Genomic DNA, 15072 nt, shown 5'->3' with positions numbered 1-15072 from the left:
TGTTGAGTGGTGCGGGGCCCTGTTCAGCGGGGTGGCCGTGCCGGTGCCGTGCTGTCACGGACCTTCAGCCGGACCGGCAGGATGTGCCGGGAGGCGGGGGGCACCTCGTCCCGGTGGACGTAGCTCAGCAGCTGGGCGCCGGCCGTGCGGCCGACGTCGTAGGCGGGCTGGTGGACGGTGGTGAGGCGGGGGTGGACCCGCGAGGCCAGCATGATGTCGTCGAAGCCCGCCACCGAGACGTCGTCGGGGACGCGCAGCCCGGCGTCCTCCAGGGCGGCGACCGCGCCGAGGGCCATGAGGTCGTTGGCGGCGAACACCGCGGTGAAGGGGCTCGGGCCGCCGTCCTTCAGGGCCGCGGCGACCAGGTGGTAGCCGGACCGCTCGACGAAGGCGCCCTCGACCTCGGTGACCCCCGCGTCGCCGAACGCCTCCCGGAAACCGGCGATCCGCTCCAGGCTGCTGACCAGGTCCACCGGGCCGCTGATCGCCAGGACCCGGCGGTGGCCCAGCTCCCTCAGGTGCTGCCCGATCAGCCTGCCGCCCGCGCGGTGGTCGGCGGTGACCAGGATGGTCTGCTCCAGCAGCCCGGGGACGACCTCGTCGGCCAGGGCGATGGGGAACCGCCCGAGCAGCGAGGCCAGCCGGCCGTGGGAGGGCGGCGACCCCGAGGCGTACACCATGCCGTCGATGAACCGGCCGCGCAGCAGTTCCAGATAGCGGTCCTCGCGGTCGGGGTCGAACTCGGTGTTGCACAGGATGACCCCGTAGCCCAGGTCATGGGCGGCGTCCTCGACGCCCTTGGCGAGCTCGGCGAAGAACTGGTTGGTGATGTCGGGCACCAGCAGCCCTATGACGTTGGTCGAACCGGCCTGCAGATTGCGTGCCGTCGAGGCCGGTACGTAGCCGAGCCGGCTCACGACCGCGCGGACCCGCTCGGCCGTCTCCTCCGCGACCGGCCGGTTGCCGCTCAGCACGTGCGACACCGTGGTCGGGCTGACCCGGGCGGCGGCGGCCACGTCCTTGATCGACGCGGGCCGCCGCAACCGGCGGCGCCCTCCGTCCTCGTCCTGCTCACGGGTCATAGTGCTGCACCGCCCTGCCGTGCGAGGTGTCCAGGAGTGCGGGCACGCGGGCCTCGATCTCGGTCAGCAGGTCCGGCAGGTCCACCGTCAGCAGCCGGCCGTCGCGCACGACGACCCGTCCGTCGACCAGGACCGTGCGCACATCGCTCGCCCGCGCGCTGTAGACCAGGGCCGCCACCGGGTCGTGCACCGGCCGGCAGTGTGCTCCGCCCAGGTCGACCAGCACGATGTCCGCGGCCCGGCCAGGCTCCAGCGCGCCGATCCGGTCCCCGAGCCCGAGCGCCCGGGCCCCGCCGCGCGTGGCCAGCCGGACCGTGTCGGAGACCGTCATCCAGGTGGCGTCCCGCTCGGCCTGCTTCTGGGTCAGCGCGACCAGCCGCATCGCCTCCCACACGTCCAGCGTGTTGTGTCCGGCCGCCCCGTCCGTCCCGGCTCCGACGGCGACACCGGCGTCCAGCAGGCTCCGCACCGGCGTGAGCGGATGCAGGGCGTGCTTCAGATACACCTTCGGGCAGCAGGCCACACCCGTACGGTCCCGGTGTGCCGCCAGCGTCGGCAGGTCGTCCGGCACGATGCCGCACCCGTGCGCGATCAGCGCGCCCGCGTCCAGCACACCGGTGCGCTCCAGCACCGTGATGGGCGTGATGCCACGCCGCGCCAGGCTCGACTCGGTCTGCTCCAGGTGCTCGGCGGCGTGCAGGTGGATCCGTACGCCCAGGTCCCGGGCCAGCTCCGCGACCCGGACCAGGTCCGCGTCCTCGACGGTGTACGGCGCGTGCGGGCCCAGAGACGCGGTGATCCGTCCGTCGCCCGAGCCGTGCAGGGCGGCGACGGTCCCGGCGCTCTCCTCCAGGGCGGCGCGGCCCCGGCTGCTGAAGTAGGTCGGCGCGATGTCGGCCCGGATGCCGGTCCGTACGACGGCGTCGGCGATCCGCTCGGCGTGGAAGTAGTGGTCGGCGAACGTGGTCACCCCGCTGAGCAGCATCTCCGCACAGGCCAGCTCCGCGCCGAGGCCGACGTCGGCCGGCGTGAGGTTGACCTCCATGGGCCACACCCGCTCGTTGAACCAGGCCTCGACACTCACGTCCTCGGCGGCGCCGCGCATCAGCGTCATCGGCCCGTGCGTGTGGGCGTTCACCAGCCCGGGCACGGCGATCAGTCCCGTGCCGTCCACGGTCTCGGCCCCGGTCGCGTCCGGCCCGGAGCCCGCCGGACCCAGCCAGGCGATCACCCCGTCCTCCACCAGGATGTCCTGCTCGGTCTCCACCCGGCAGGGGCCCTGCTCGGGCACGAGAAGCACCGAACAGGACGTCACGATCAGTCGGCGCATCATGCGGATCCTTCCGTCCGAACCGGACGCTAAGGATCCAAAACGTTTTGCACAACCCCGTCCCGCGGGTCCCTCTCGTCCGACCGGACGAGGGGTCGAAAAAGTTGGACGGCGAAGGCAGTCGAACCTCCCTCCGCACCCGTCTCTACGGGGGAACGAGGGAGGGCGCATTGAACGCCGACGAGGAACGCCAGTTCCGCGAGTTCGTGGCGGCGCGGTCGAGATCGCTGCTGCACACGGCCTACCTGCTCACCGGGGACTGGGAACAGGGCCGGGACCTGCTCCAGACCGCGCTTGCCGCCACCGCCCGGCGCTGGTCGAAGCTGCGGGACCGGGAGCAGCCGGAGATCTATGTGCGCCGGGCCCTGTACCACGCCCAGGTGGACCGCTTCCGGCTGCTCAGCTGGGGACGGGAGACGGTCACCGACACCGTGCCGGACGGGCCGTCAGCGCAGGGCACCGACTGGGCCGAGACCGTGGTCCAGCGGCAGGACATCATGGCCGCGCTGCGGCGGCTGCCCAAGCGCCAGCGCGCGGTGGTGGTGCTGCGCTACTTCGAGGACCGGCCGGACGCGGAGATCGCCACGATTCTGGGGGTCGCCCAGGGGACGGTCCGCAGCCAGACCCACAAGGCCCTCGCCTCTCTCCGTTCCGCCCTGGCCGAGGCGGGGCCGTCGGCCGCCTCCTCCTCCACCGCCTCCGGAAGGGGCTTCGTCGCATGAACGACTCGACCGAACACCCGCTGCACGACGCCCTGCACGCCCATGTCCGGGAGAACGGCGGTGACGCCGGTGTCCAGCTGGCCGGTCTCGCCGACGGCGCCCTGCGGATCGCCCGGCGCCGTCAGCGGCTGGCCCGCGCCGGGGTCGGCATCGTCGCCGCCGCGGCGGTGGCCACCGCCTGGGTGGCCGTCGCGGACGACTCGACCCCCCGCGCGAACGTGATCCGGCCCGCGGGGGGCGACAGCACCGGAAACACCGGGAAGGCGGCCCTGCTCTCCCTCCTGCCGGTCACCTCGGCCACCGAGCAGGCCTGCAAGCAGGGCAGCGACGGCTACCCCGTGCCCGCGAGCGCGAATCACCCGCAGTCCTGCGTCCAGGCCGACCGGGCCAAGGGCATGACGGACGTTCAGGTCGCCTCCGCGAAGGCCGACAAGAGCGGCGTGGACGGTACCTGGCAGGTCGAGGTGACCCTCGACGCCACCGACCGGGCCCGCTTCGCCGCCCTCACCGGCTCCATCGCGCCGGCCTCGTTTCCGCGCAACGCGATCGCCATCGTCATCGACGGCAAGCTCTGGGGCATGCCCTACGTGAGCGCCTCGATCACCGGGGGCCGTATCGAGATCGTCGGGCCCGCCATCGGAGAGCTCACCGGCGCCACCGCCCACGACCTCGCCACCCGCCTCGACCCGCACTGACAGCCGGTGCGGAACAGGCGGCTACACACCCTTCGCCGCCCTGCGCGTCGGCCTGCCCAGTGCCCAGAACAGGACGCCGAGGAGCATGAACCCGAGCAGTGGGAGTGCCTCGGTGAGGAGGTACTTCACCCGCTCGTGGTGGTGCCAGCCGTCCGGCGCGTACCCCTTGCCGAACCAGTGGTCGCCCAGGCCCGGGGCGACCAGCTGCACGCTCGCGAAGAGAACGAGCACGGTGAGGACGATGCTGATGGCGAGGGGCGCGGGCGCCTTGTACGGGCGGGGCACGCCCGGGGCCTTGTACCGCAGCACCGCGAGCGCCGGGAAGATGCCCAGGTAGCTGACCAGGGTGGTGGAGATCGCCAGGCCCAGGACCGCGCCGAAGAGCTTCGCCGCGCTGCCCGAGGTGAGTTCGTGGGCCAGGACCAGCACGGCCGTGGAGACCACACCGCTGAGGATGTTGACGCGGACCGGGGTGCCGAAGCGGCTGGAAATGACCCCCAGGAAGCGGGGGGCCGCGCCGTCGTAGCCGGAGACGGCCAGGGCGCGGTCGGAGCCCATCACCCAGGTCACGCCCGAGGAGAGCACCGTGAGGATGAACAGGACCGCGGCCAGGTCCCCGAGCACGCTCCCGGCGCCGCTGAGGGTGGCGGTGCCGTCGCCGGCGACATGGCCGCCGTAGACCGTGAAGACCTGGCGGATCGCGTCGATGAACCCGCCGAGACCGCTGATGGCCTTGACGGGCAGCACGAGCAGGATGCCGAGGATCGGCAGGGCGTACAGGAGTACGGAGAGGGCGGCGCTGCGGAAGACGGCGTACGGCACGTCCTTCTGGGCGTCGGTCATCTCGTCGCCCGCCGTGCTGGGCAGTTCGAAGCCGACGTAGTTGAACATCAGGACGGGCACCAGGCCGACGAAGCCCGCGTACGTCGGGGAGAAGTCACCGAGTCCGAATCCGTGCAGGCCGTGCTGGACGCCGTAGACGACGACCGTGGCGGTGAACAGGCCGAGCAGGAGGAAGCGGCTCCACGCGCCGACGGTGGGGATCCACTTGCCGACGTCGAAGGAGAGGATCGCGGCGAGGACCCCGATCCACACGAAGGCGAGGGTGAAGACGTAGAAGGCCGGGGTGCTCAGGTCCTTGCCGTCGTTGAAGAAGGTCGTGTACGCGGTGACGGCGGAGACGGAGAGGGTGCCGCCGAGCCAGACCGGATTGGTGATCCAGTAGAGGAAGTTGTTGACCGCGCCGGCCAGGCGGCCGAAGGCCCGGCTGGTCCAGATGTAGGGGCCGCCCTCGTCGGGGAACGCGGCGCCGAGTTCGGCGGTCAGCAGGGCCGAGGGGACGAAGAACACGACGGCCAGCACGATGAGCCAGGTGAACGCCTCCGCGCCGCGGGAGGCCACCGAGCCGATGGTGTCCACGCCGACGATCGTGCACAGCAGGAAGAACAGGATGTCGAAGCGGCCGAAGTGCTTGCGCAGCTTCTCGCGTTCCGACCGGGCTGCCGGCGGCGCGTCGGCCGGCTCTGAGGTGATGGGGCCAGCGGTCACCGGGGGCTCCTGCGGATGAGCGGGACAGGCGGAATTCGGCCAATGATCGGCGCGGCCCCACACACTCACAAGCGTTCATTGGGAAGTCTTGACCGGGTTTGCCGAAAGAGGGCCCTAACCGTCCCGGAGCTCCGCGCGCAGGGTGTCGCGCAGTCGCCGCAGGTCGTCCGCGGGGCGGCCCAGGCCGTTGAGGCGCAGACGGGCCGTCTCGGTGCGGTCGACGGGGCGGACGGTGAAGGCCAGGTTCATCGAGGCGCGCAGCATCCACAGGTCGTAGGCGAGCAGCCGGGCCGCGCGGGCCTGTGCGGCCACCAGGTCCGGGTCGGTGGTGCGCAGGTCCTGGAGGCGGGTGCGCAGCCGGTGCACGGTGATGCTCTGCAGCCCGCAGTCGCGTGCCGTCCCGCGTGACACCGGGCCCGGCTCGCCGCACGCGGCCACCGCCTCGTCGGCCGGCCTCTGCGCGGCCACCGCCTCGTCCAGCACGGCGACGAGCGCCCGCAACTGGTCGGGGCGCGAGGGGCCGACGGGGGCGGGGCGCCGGTGTGAGCCCATGGCCGAGAACTGCCGTGCGGCAGCGAGCAGTCGTACGGCGGCGAGCCACCGTCGGACACCGGGCCACTGTGCCGCTCGGGGCGCGGGCCGGTCCGGAGCTGTGCCTGTGCGCATGGCTCCTCCTGGCGTCCCTGACGGCCCGGGCTCCCTCGCCAGGCCCTCGCGCGAACCGGCTTCCGGGCGCCGCGTCCCTCCAGTGTGCGCCTCGTGCGCGGCCCGGTGTTCCTGCGCTTCCTGCCGGACAAGGCGTGATCGGGCGTTCTCAGGGGTAGTTGTCCTCCCCCGGGAGTAGCGGAAGGCGGTGCGGTCGTCCCGGAGAGGCAGGGCAGGTGCCTCCGTGGGCACGATGTGCGGGCGGGTCTCGCAGACGAGGCTGGTCCGTGTCGGGGAACATGAATCCAGGCCCGAGGAGGGCGCCATGAACCGCCAGATCCGCGTTCGCGTCACCCGTCAACCCTCGTCCTCCCGTGACACCCGGCAGCCCGAGATCGACCGCAGGACCCCCTCGGGACGGCTGCTGCCGTACTGACGCCGCTCGGGACCGGGCGCTCGGGACCCGGCCGCCGGTCAGTTCAGACAGCGGTCGATGGCCCTCCGCAGCGCCTCGCGCAGCTCGGGCGGAGGCTGCGGGCCACCGCTCCCGGCACCGGCCGTGACCACCGCGGCCACCGTGCGCAGCTTGGTGTTGGAGAGTTGTGACGCCTCCCGCAGGACGTTCCACGCCTCGTCCGGGGAACAGGCGTGGGTGGCCATCAGGACCCCGCGCGCCTGGTCGATGACCGGGCGGGTGAGGATCGCCTGCCGGAGCTGCTCGACCTCCGTGCGCAGCCGGTCCAGCTGCCGGGTGCGCTCCAGGACCACCGTGGAGGGCACCGGCTCGCGGCGCGTCGCGGGGCCGTGCAGCGGATCGTCGGGGTCCAGACCGGCCATCTCCAGGACGCGGCGCGGCTGGTCGTTCCAGCCGGTCGCCGACACTCGTGTGCCACGGCGGCGGGCGTAGGTGTCGAGGACCTCCAGGAACTGCAGTCCCGTCGTGTCCATGAAGGTCACGCCGGTCATGTCCAGGTCGACCCGGTCGGTGTCGTCCGGCAGCCCGGCCAGGGTCCTGGTCAGGGTGTCCGCACAGCCGTGGATCAGATCGCCGCGGGGGACGAGCACGGCCCTGCCCCCCTCCACGCTGCTGTCGATGGCCAGGGTGTCCAGCCGTCCTGCGAGCGATGTGTGTGTGGCTGAGCTCATGTCCGCCTCGCTGCTCCCCACAGTCGTCACGACGTTGAGTCACCGATCGCCGCCGGATCCCGCCCCCGGCCGTGGGTGTGGCGGTGCGGGGTCCGGCGGTGCTGGGATGCGCCTGCCCGGCCGGTCGGGGAGTACACCCGGCCCGCCGGGGCGTGACGGGCGCACTCCGGGGGTAAACGCGGTCTGGACCAGGTATCGGCACGAGACGTTTCGGGAGGGGAGACGTATCGAAGGGGACGGAGCGGGTTCGGCAGTGGGGAGTCGGTGTGAGGACTGGGTTCGAGGCACCACGGCGCCGCCGCCTTCGGGCGGTCGGCAACCCGGTGCGGCCGCTGTGAACGCCGTGGCCGAAGCCGTGGATCCGTTCGTGCATCCCGCGCTCTTCTACCGCGACGAGCAGGAGTATCTGGCCGCGGTCGTGCCGTTCGTGCACGAGGCGCTCGACGCCGGGGAACCGGTGGCCGTGGCCGTGCCGACCGAGAACCTGCGGCTGCTGAAGACGGAGATCGGCGCCGAGAAGGCCGTACGGTTCCTCGACATGCGCGAGGCCGGGCGCAACCCCGGCCGGATCATCCCGGGGGTGCTGCGCGCCTTCGCCGACGCCCAGCCGCCCGGCACCCGGGTGCGGATCGTCGGCGAACCGATCTGGGCCGGCCGCTCGGCCACCGAGTACCCCGCGTGCGTCCAGCACGAGGCGCTGATCAACGCCGCCTTCCAGGGCCGCGCGGTCACCATCCTGTGCCCGTACGACACCCGGCGCCTGGACCCGCAGGCCGTCGCCGACGCCTACGCCACCCACCCCGTGGTCCTCGACGCCGGCTCCGGGCGCCGGGAGGAGAGCGGACGGTACGACTTCGAGGGCGTGCACGCCCGCTACAACGCCCCGCTGCCCCCCGCCCCGGACGTCGCCGCCCACGCCTTCGTCTCCGATGTGCTCGGCGAGATCCGGCACTTCGCGTCCGACGCCGCCGAGCGGTTCGGGCTCGTGCGGCCCCGGCTCGACGACCTCGCGCTGGCCGTCGCCGAGCTGACCACCAACAGCGTGGTGCACGGCGGCGGTTCGGGTCTGCTGCGAGTGTGGGCCGAGGACGGGCACGTGGTGTGCGAGGTCCGCGACCGGGGACACCTCACCGACCCGCTGGCCGGGCGCCGGCCGCCCGCCCGGGACCAGTTCGGCGGCCGCGGCCTCCTCATGGTCAACCTCGTCGCCGACCTGGTGCGGGTGCACACCGGACCGGACGGCACGACGGTCCGCTGCTGGTTCGCCTTCTGACGGCCCGCACACCACGGTCACCGCTCTGGCCGAACTGCGCCGGTCCTTCCGGGTCCCAGCCCCCTTTGACCTGCGATTTCGTTTCGCCGTACGCCCGCGTGGGCAGGGTTCGGGCAGCGTGGCCCGGTCAAGGCCTCTGGTGGGGGGAGCGCGACGGTGCCCGACCAAGTGTGTACGGCGGACGGACGACGGTTACGGGTGGAGGTCTCGGGGGATCCGCACGGACGCCCCGTGTTCCTCCTGCACGGCATGCCGGGCAGCCGGGTGGGGCCCAAACCCCGCTCGATGTTCCTCCACCAGCGCGGCGCCCGCCTCATCAGCTACGACCGGCCGGGGTACGGCGGTTCGGACCGCATGCCGCGCCGCCGGGTGGCGGACGTGGCCCAGGACGTCGCGGACGTCGCCGACGCCCTCGAGCTGGACCGGTTCGCGGTGGCCGGCCGGTCCGCCGGCGCCCCGCACGCCCTGGCCTGCGCCGCGCTGCTGCCCGACCGGGTCACCAGGGCGGCGGCGATGGTGGGCTGGGCACCGCGCGACGCCGAGGGACTGGACTGGTACGCCGGAATGGCGCCGTCCAACGTCGCCGCCCTGAGCGCGGCCGCCACCGACCCCGAGCGTTTCGCCGCCGGGATCATCCCGCGCTCCGCCGCCATCCGCAGCGACCCCGCGCGCCTGCTGGAGGAGCTGCGCGAGGACCTCACCGCCGACGACCGGCTGATCGTCTCGGACAACACCATCCGCTCGATGCTGCTGCGCAACTACCGCGAGGCGCTGCGCACTTCACCGTACGGCTGGATCGACGACGCCCTCGCCCTGACCGCGTCCTGGGGTTTCGACCCGGCGCGGATCAAGGTGCCGGTGCTGTTGTGGCACGGCAAGGACGACGCCTTCTCCCCGGCCTCCCACGCCTCCTGGCTCGCCGACCGCATCCCCCGTGCCACGGCCGTCCTGGAACCCACATCGGCCCACTTCGCCGCACTGAGAGCCCTACCGGCCGTCCTGGACTGGCTCCTCGCGGACACCCGAACGCGCTGAGGGCGGGCGACTGCGGCGTGGGTGCATGCCCGCGCGGGTGCGCTGAGGGTGGGCACGTGGGTGTACGCGGGAGTGTTGCCCGGCCGAGTGCATGCCCGCGCGGGAGCCCTGCCGGGTGGGCCGCCACACCGTGCGTGTTCGCGCGGGTGGGCAGACGGGGGCGCGCCTACACGGGTGCATTGCCACGCCGGGCCCCTGCCCGGGCCGGTGTGCTGACCGGTGGGGTGCCGTCGCCCCCGTGGGATGCCGGCCCGGGCGCATGCCCGGGCCGGTGTGTTGGCGTTGTGGACCCGATGACCGGCGGCACCGCCTCGCGCGGGGTCACACCGACAAGGGCTCCAGGTCCCGGTAGATCCGTCGTTCGCGGCTTGCCAGCAGGGTGATGCCGTTGTCCTCTCCGAGCAGCAGGCGCAGTTCCGCCATCGCCTCCTCCCGTAGGGACCAGGCCTCGCTGTCGCGGCCCAGGGCCCGCAGGGTGAGCCCCAGGTTGGTGACCACGGCGAGGGTCTCGGGGTGATGGCCGCCGAGGGCCTCACGCAGCACCGGCAGCGCCGCCTCGTCCCGTTCCCGCGCCTCCTCGAAACGGCCCTGGTCGTACAGGACGTTGGCGTAGTTCACACTGGCGAACACGGCGTGCGGATGGTGCGCGCCCAGCACCTCCGCCATGCGGGGCAGCACCTTCAGGAACACCGCCTCCGCCTCGTCCAGGTCTCCGCAGCCCCAGTGGAAGATCCCCAGGTTGTTCAACGCCGCCTGGGTGTACGGGTGGGCCTCGCCCGGCACCTTCATGTACTCGGCGAGCACCTCCCTGGCCACCTCGCGGGCCCGGTCCCGTTCGTCGGCCGCGAACAGGTCCGCCGCCAGGTTCAGTTCGCAGGCCAGCGAGTCGGGGGTCGCGGCCGAGTACTGGTCCTTGTACTGCTTGCGGGTCGCCTCGGTCAGCCGGCGGGCGTCCTCCAGCTGGCCGTTGCGGCGCAGCGACACCGCCAGGGACTTGGCGCAGCGCAGGGTGCCGGGAAACTCCTTGGTCAGGATCCGTTTGTGGGCCGCGTACGCGCGCGACAGGATCGACACCGACTCCGCGTACCGCCCGACCTCCCGCAGGTCGCGGCCGAGGCGTTCGGCCGAGGCCAGCGTGTACGGGTGGTCGGGACCGAGGACGGCCATGCGCCGGTCGAGCGTGTCCTGGTTGATGCCGCGTGCCTCGCCGTATTTGCCCACCATCTGCAGGGCGAGGGCAAGGTTGTTGGCCGCGCTGAGGGTGCGTCGGTGCGACTCGTGGAAGATCTCGCTGAAGCCGGTGTGCGCCTCCTTGGCCAGCTCGACCGCCTTGGTGTACTCGCCGAGCGCCGCCAGGTCGCTGGAGAGCCCGGACATGGTGGCGTAGGTGTGCGGGTGCTGCTCGCCCAGCTCCCGGCGCTGGCGTTCCAGCAGGTCCTCGCCGATCTCCCGGGCCTCCACGTAACGCCCTTGCGAGCGCAGCACGTTGGCGAGGTGGAAGCGCAGGTAGAGGTAGTAGACGTCGTCCTCCCCGAGCACCGGCTTCCAGTCCTGGAGCAGGTCCTCCGCGAGGCGCCTCGCGGCCAGGAAGTCACCGCGTTTCCACTGGTAGCGGACCCGGTCGATGAGCAGCCTGCGGGTGTCGGGCTCACGGCAGTTGCGGGCGTCGGAGGCGGCCAGGTGCGGCCAGATGACGGCGAAGCGGGGCCAGGTGGTCGGGTCGTCTATGGGTTCGTCTCCGTCGGGCCGGGTGCCCGCCAGGACGGTGTGCACGGCGTGCCGGGCCTCCCGCTGCTTCTCCTCGGGCATCTGGGAGCGGATCACCGCCTGCACCAGCCGGTGCACCTGGAGGCTGTTGGTCTTCTGGTCGACCTTGGCGAGCGCGAACCGGCCGATCTCCCGGATGACCCGGCCGAGCAGCAGGCTCTCCTGGAGCGAGGGGTCGTACGGCTTGAGTGCCGTGATCATCTCCTTGCTGTAGAGCAGTTGCTGGGAGATCGGCTCGGGCGCGAGGAAGGCGCACAGCTGCAGCAGCCGTACCGCCGCGGGTGATCGTTTCTCCAGCTGTTCGATCGAGACGTTCCAGGTCGCCGCGACCGTCCGCGGGTAGTCGGGCGGCTGGTTGAGGTCCAGGACCTCGGTGGTCTGGCGGGCCAGCTGCCGCAGGTAGTCCTCGATCGGCGTGGCGGTCTCGGCCAGCCAGGCCGCCGCCTGTTCGACCGCCAGCGGCAGGTCGCCGACGGCCTCCGCCACCCGGTCGGCGTCCTCGGCCGTCAGGCCGCCCTCGGTGCGCCGGGTCAGGTGCTCGATGCTCTCCTGGCGCTCGAAGACGTCGATCTGCTGGGACGCCCCGTGCTGGGACCAGGCCTGGTTGCGGGAGGTGACGAGGATGTGCCCGCCGTCCCCGGTGGGGAAGTAGCGGGCCAGTTCCGCGGGATCACCGGCGTTGTCGAAGACGAGGATCCAGCGCTTGGTCGGCAACCCCCGGGACAGCCGCTGCACGGCTTCCTGGCCGGCCTTCGTCATGTCCTCCTCGGTGCCCGTCGCGCCTATCAGCGGGGCGAGTTCGGCGAGCGAGGCGACGACGTCGTCGGTGTGCTCGGCGGACATCCACCAGACCAGGTCGTAGTCGGCCATGAACCGGTGCACGTACTCGATGGCCAGCTGGGTCTTGCCCACGCCGCCCAGTCCGAACAGCGCCTGCGGCTGCGGCGGCCCGGACAGCTCGCCCAGCTGGGTGCGGATCCGGTCCATGATCGGGGCCCGGCCGGTGAACGTCGTGTTGCGCTGCGGCGCGTTCCAGATGCCGGGGGTGATGCCCGGGAAGCGCGGGGCCGTCGGGCTGCTCTCCGCCTGCTGCAACGGGAGTTCCAGCGCGCGCTGGAGCGCGGCCACGCACTCCGTCTCGTCGAGCCGGTGCAGGTCGGTGCACGGCTCCGGGAGCGGGACCTCCTCGACGCGCAGCGGCACCACCGAACCGCGGGCGCCGTCCGGGCTCCGCTCGCCGATGGCGCGCCAGACGGAGTCGGCGTACCGGGACTCCTGGAAGGTCTTCGACAGCAGCACCACGGTGTGGGCTGTGGTCTCCGCCGGCTCGACCGGACCGGTGGAGATCTCGTGCAGCGTGACCTCGCAGCCCGCCCGCTTCAGGAGGTGCTCGACCCAGTCGGCCCACATCCGCTTCTCGGCCGCGTAGGCGACCACGACGTCGGCCACGCTGGTCAGCGGCCGGCGCCTGAGGTACGCGTCCCGGCAGCGCAGCCGGACCGGCTCGGGGATCTGCGGCAGCGAGGTGACCTCGCGGTCGGAGATGACGGCGGTGAGCCGCTCGAAGGCGGACAGCAGCGAGTTGGCGATGCCGCTCTCGTCGCCGACGGTGGCGAGCGTCTCCTCGTAGGCGTAGTAGGGGCGGTAGGGGATCTCGACGCTGCCCCAGTAGGCGCTGAGTTCCTCCTGGCTCAGCGGCCGGCCGTCCGCCCCCTTGGGCAGCCCCTCGAACCGCATCCGGGCCAGCGCGCGACCGGCGTCGACCTTCTCCTTCTCGCCCTCGTCGATGCGCATCGGCACCGGCAGCACCCGTATCCGGCGCGGCCGGTAGCCCTCCTCGACACTGCGGGCGACGACCGCCGCGCCCTCCAGCGCCTGGTCGCTCAGGGTGAAGCAGTCCACCAGGACGTCGGGCATCTCCATGGTGCAGATGTCGGCGTTGTCCGACAGGCCGGTACGGCTGTCGATCAGCACGTAGTCGTACGTCGCCTTCATGCCGGCCCTGAGCGCCCTGAGGAAGGTGCCGCCGCCGAGGCGCTCGTAGAAGTTGTCCCATTCGAACGAGGTGACCGCCGCCGAGTAGGCCCGGTCCTGGCGGCCCGCGGAGAGGAAGTCCAGGGAACCGCCTTCGGGGAAGTGCAGGTCGAAGCGCTCGGGGCGGATGGACACGGCGTGCTGCTCGACCTGGGCGTAGGGCAGGTGCCAGTCGTCGGGGCGCTGGGTTCCGGTGGTCGCGGCCCAGGCGTAGTCCTGGATGATGTTGATGACGCCCGGGGTCGCGGACAGCGCCTTGGGGTCGAGGAACGGGTGGAAGAAGCGGTGCAGGCCCGGTGCCTCCAGGTCCCAGTCGACGGCGAGGACCCGTTTGCCGTTGGCGGCGAGGATCCAGGCGGTGTTGGCCAGCGCCATGGTGCGGCCCGTACCGCCTTTGTAGGAATAGAAAGTGATGACACGTCCGTCGCGCGGGCCCGTCATGCTTCTCCTCCGTGGTCGGGTCCGCCTTGCGGGTACGGCGGCTGGATGGGGCCCAGCAGACGGGGCCTGGGCACGAGCGGACCCGGCGGCGGATGGGCCTCCGCGTGTTTCAGGTACTGCCGGGTGGTGTGCGCCACGACGGTGGGCAGCACGTCGGTGAACGCCTTGAGCGTGGGGACGCCGTTGACCGCGCTACGGCAGTCGGTGCGTCTGCCGCGCTCGAGGAGTACGGGCAGCGTGCGCTCGAACTCCATGGTCAGGCGCTCCGCCTCGTCGCTGTGACACTGCGCGTCGGCGCGGTTCCAGGGCACGACCGCGCTCACCCACGGCTGGGCCTGGGCGTCGAACGCCCTTAATCGGTGCCGCTGTTCCTCGTTCATCAGCGTCCACCGGTCGACCAGCAGGATGCGCGGGCGGCCCGTCTTGCCGCCCTCCGCGCCGGGGTCGGCGGTCAGGGGGCCCTCGGTGTCCTCGTCGTCGAAGGAGGAGACCGTGGGCCGGTAGTCCAGCGAGCGGATCAGCTCCTCCGCCAGCGCGGGCAGCGGGCGCGTCGACTCGGAGTGGTACGGGTTCCAGTCCAGTGGGTCCTCGCCGTACGGGCGCGAGTCCCGGTCCTCGGGGACGCTGTCGAGGGTGGGCGCGGCCACCGTCAGATGGATGTGCCGGGGTTCCTCGCCGCGCGGCCGGAACGCGCTCGGGGTCGTCTCGTAGTCGCGCAGCCGGCCGGGCGGCAGCGGAGACTCCTCGGCCACCTGGACGATGCGCTGGGCGAGGGTGAGGACGGTCTCCTCGTACTCGTCGCGCAGTCTGCTGAGCTTGATGAGCCCGTAGAAGCCGTTGGTCGCGTAACGGTCGCCGAAGGTCGTGCGGTCCAGGTGGATGTGGCGTATGGAGTCCGGCAGTTGGTGGAAGTCGACGCGCGTCCACAGGGCCGGGACGATCGCGGACACCTCGCGTCCGCCGACGGCCCTGGCATGCAGGAGGCGCTCGTTGAACGCGAACAGTTCCCGGCCGCACATCTCACTGGTGAAGTAACGCGGGGACAGCAGCGGCACGAAGACACGGCAGCGGGCCAGGTTCTCGCTGAGCTTCCTCGGCCAGCCCACGCCGGAGCCCATCTCCCGGTCGATGAAGCCGACTTCGGCACCGGCGGGCAGGTCGGTCAGCGCCATGATGTGGTTGCACAGGTCCCGGTAGAGCTGGTGCACCCAGTGGTCGGGGTCGCCGCCGCCCGACCCCCACGGCGGGGTGTGGGCGTAACTGAGGAAGAAATAGGGCTGCCCCGCGGCCGGGGCCTGCCCCCACTCCCCGTCAGGTATGTCCAACACGCCCCCCTGCGCGTCGATGACCCCGT

11 protein-coding genes are annotated in these 15072 nt (G+C 72.2%); 4 read left to right on the top strand and 7 right to left on the bottom strand.

All coding sequences use genetic code 11. The annotated features are described in order from the left end of the window. Positions 1-23: 23 nt before the first annotated feature. Both ACGFWE_RS11995 and ACGFWE_RS11990 read right to left on the bottom strand, forming a co-directional pair. Complete coding sequence (locus ACGFWE_RS11995; protein WP_352383575.1) at positions 24-1082, bottom strand: LacI family DNA-binding transcriptional regulator; 1059 nt, start codon at positions 1080-1082, stop codon at positions 24-26. Beyond that, on the bottom strand, positions 1072-2415 hold the full coding sequence (locus tag ACGFWE_RS11990) for an amidohydrolase (protein WP_352383573.1): 1344 nt from the start codon (positions 2413-2415) through the stop codon (positions 1072-1074). Before ACGFWE_RS11990 ends, ACGFWE_RS11995 begins: the two co-directional genes overlap by 11 nt. A gap of 167 nt (positions 2416-2582) precedes the next feature. On the opposite strand from ACGFWE_RS11990, the gene ACGFWE_RS11985 reads away from it, so the two are divergent. Further along, positions 2583-3134 carry a SigE family RNA polymerase sigma factor gene (locus tag ACGFWE_RS11985; RefSeq protein WP_393599604.1) on the top strand — a complete coding sequence of 184 codons (552 nt, stop codon included), beginning with the start codon at positions 2583-2585 and terminating at the stop codon, positions 3132-3134. Beyond that, positions 3131-3829, top strand: a complete 699-nt coding sequence (locus ACGFWE_RS11980) for a hypothetical protein (protein ID WP_352383569.1) — start codon at positions 3131-3133, stop codon at positions 3827-3829. The genes ACGFWE_RS11985 and ACGFWE_RS11980 overlap by 4 nt, the downstream gene beginning before the upstream one ends. 21 nt (positions 3830-3850) lie before the next feature. Here ACGFWE_RS11980 and ACGFWE_RS11975 read toward each other — a convergent pair whose 3' ends face one another. The 3 genes from ACGFWE_RS11975 to ACGFWE_RS11965 form a co-directional block, all read right to left on the bottom strand. Continuing rightward, on the bottom strand, positions 3851-5377 hold the full coding sequence (locus tag ACGFWE_RS11975; protein WP_393599602.1) for an APC family permease: 1527 nt from the start codon (positions 5375-5377) through the stop codon (positions 3851-3853). Between the two features lie 114 nt (positions 5378-5491). Then, complete coding sequence (locus ACGFWE_RS11970) at positions 5492-6043, bottom strand: hypothetical protein (protein WP_352383565.1); 552 nt, start codon at positions 6041-6043, stop codon at positions 5492-5494. Positions 6044-6496: 453 nt separating this feature from the next. Further along, positions 6497-7168, bottom strand: a complete 672-nt coding sequence (locus tag ACGFWE_RS11965) for an ANTAR domain-containing protein (RefSeq protein ID WP_393599600.1) — start codon at positions 7166-7168, stop codon at positions 6497-6499. A gap of 343 nt (positions 7169-7511) precedes the next feature. Here ACGFWE_RS11965 and ACGFWE_RS11960 point away from each other — a divergent pair, with 343 nt between their 5' ends. Together ACGFWE_RS11960 and ACGFWE_RS11955 are read left to right on the top strand one after the other, a co-directional pair. Then, on the top strand, positions 7512-8441 hold the full coding sequence (locus ACGFWE_RS11960; protein ID WP_393599598.1) for an anti-sigma factor RsbA family regulatory protein: 930 nt from the start codon (positions 7512-7514) through the stop codon (positions 8439-8441). A 156-nt stretch (positions 8442-8597) separates the two neighbouring features. Next, a complete protein-coding gene (locus ACGFWE_RS11955; RefSeq protein WP_352383559.1) occupies positions 8598-9476 on the top strand; it encodes an alpha/beta hydrolase in 879 nt (292 codons plus the stop codon). 321 nt (positions 9477-9797) lie between these two features. Here the strand turns inward: ACGFWE_RS11955 and fxsT are convergent, their stop codons facing one another. After that, complete coding sequence (fxsT, locus tag ACGFWE_RS11950) at positions 9798-13718, bottom strand: FxSxx-COOH system tetratricopeptide repeat protein (RefSeq protein ID WP_393599595.1); 3921 nt, start codon at positions 13716-13718, stop codon at positions 9798-9800. Then, positions 13715-15046: a TIR-like protein FxsC gene (locus ACGFWE_RS11945; protein WP_352383555.1), complete on the bottom strand. Its 1332-nt coding sequence runs from the start codon at positions 15044-15046 to the stop codon at positions 13715-13717. Before ACGFWE_RS11945 ends, fxsT begins: the two co-directional genes overlap by 4 nt. Between the last annotated feature and the right edge of the window lie 26 nt (positions 15047-15072).

Source organism: Streptomyces sp. NPDC048523 (assembly GCF_043199815.1).
Classification (GTDB): Bacteria; Actinomycetota; Actinomycetes; order Streptomycetales; family Streptomycetaceae; genus Streptomyces.
The sequence above is the reverse complement of the archived record's forward strand: the minus strand, read 5'-3'. Positions and strand labels throughout refer to the sequence as shown.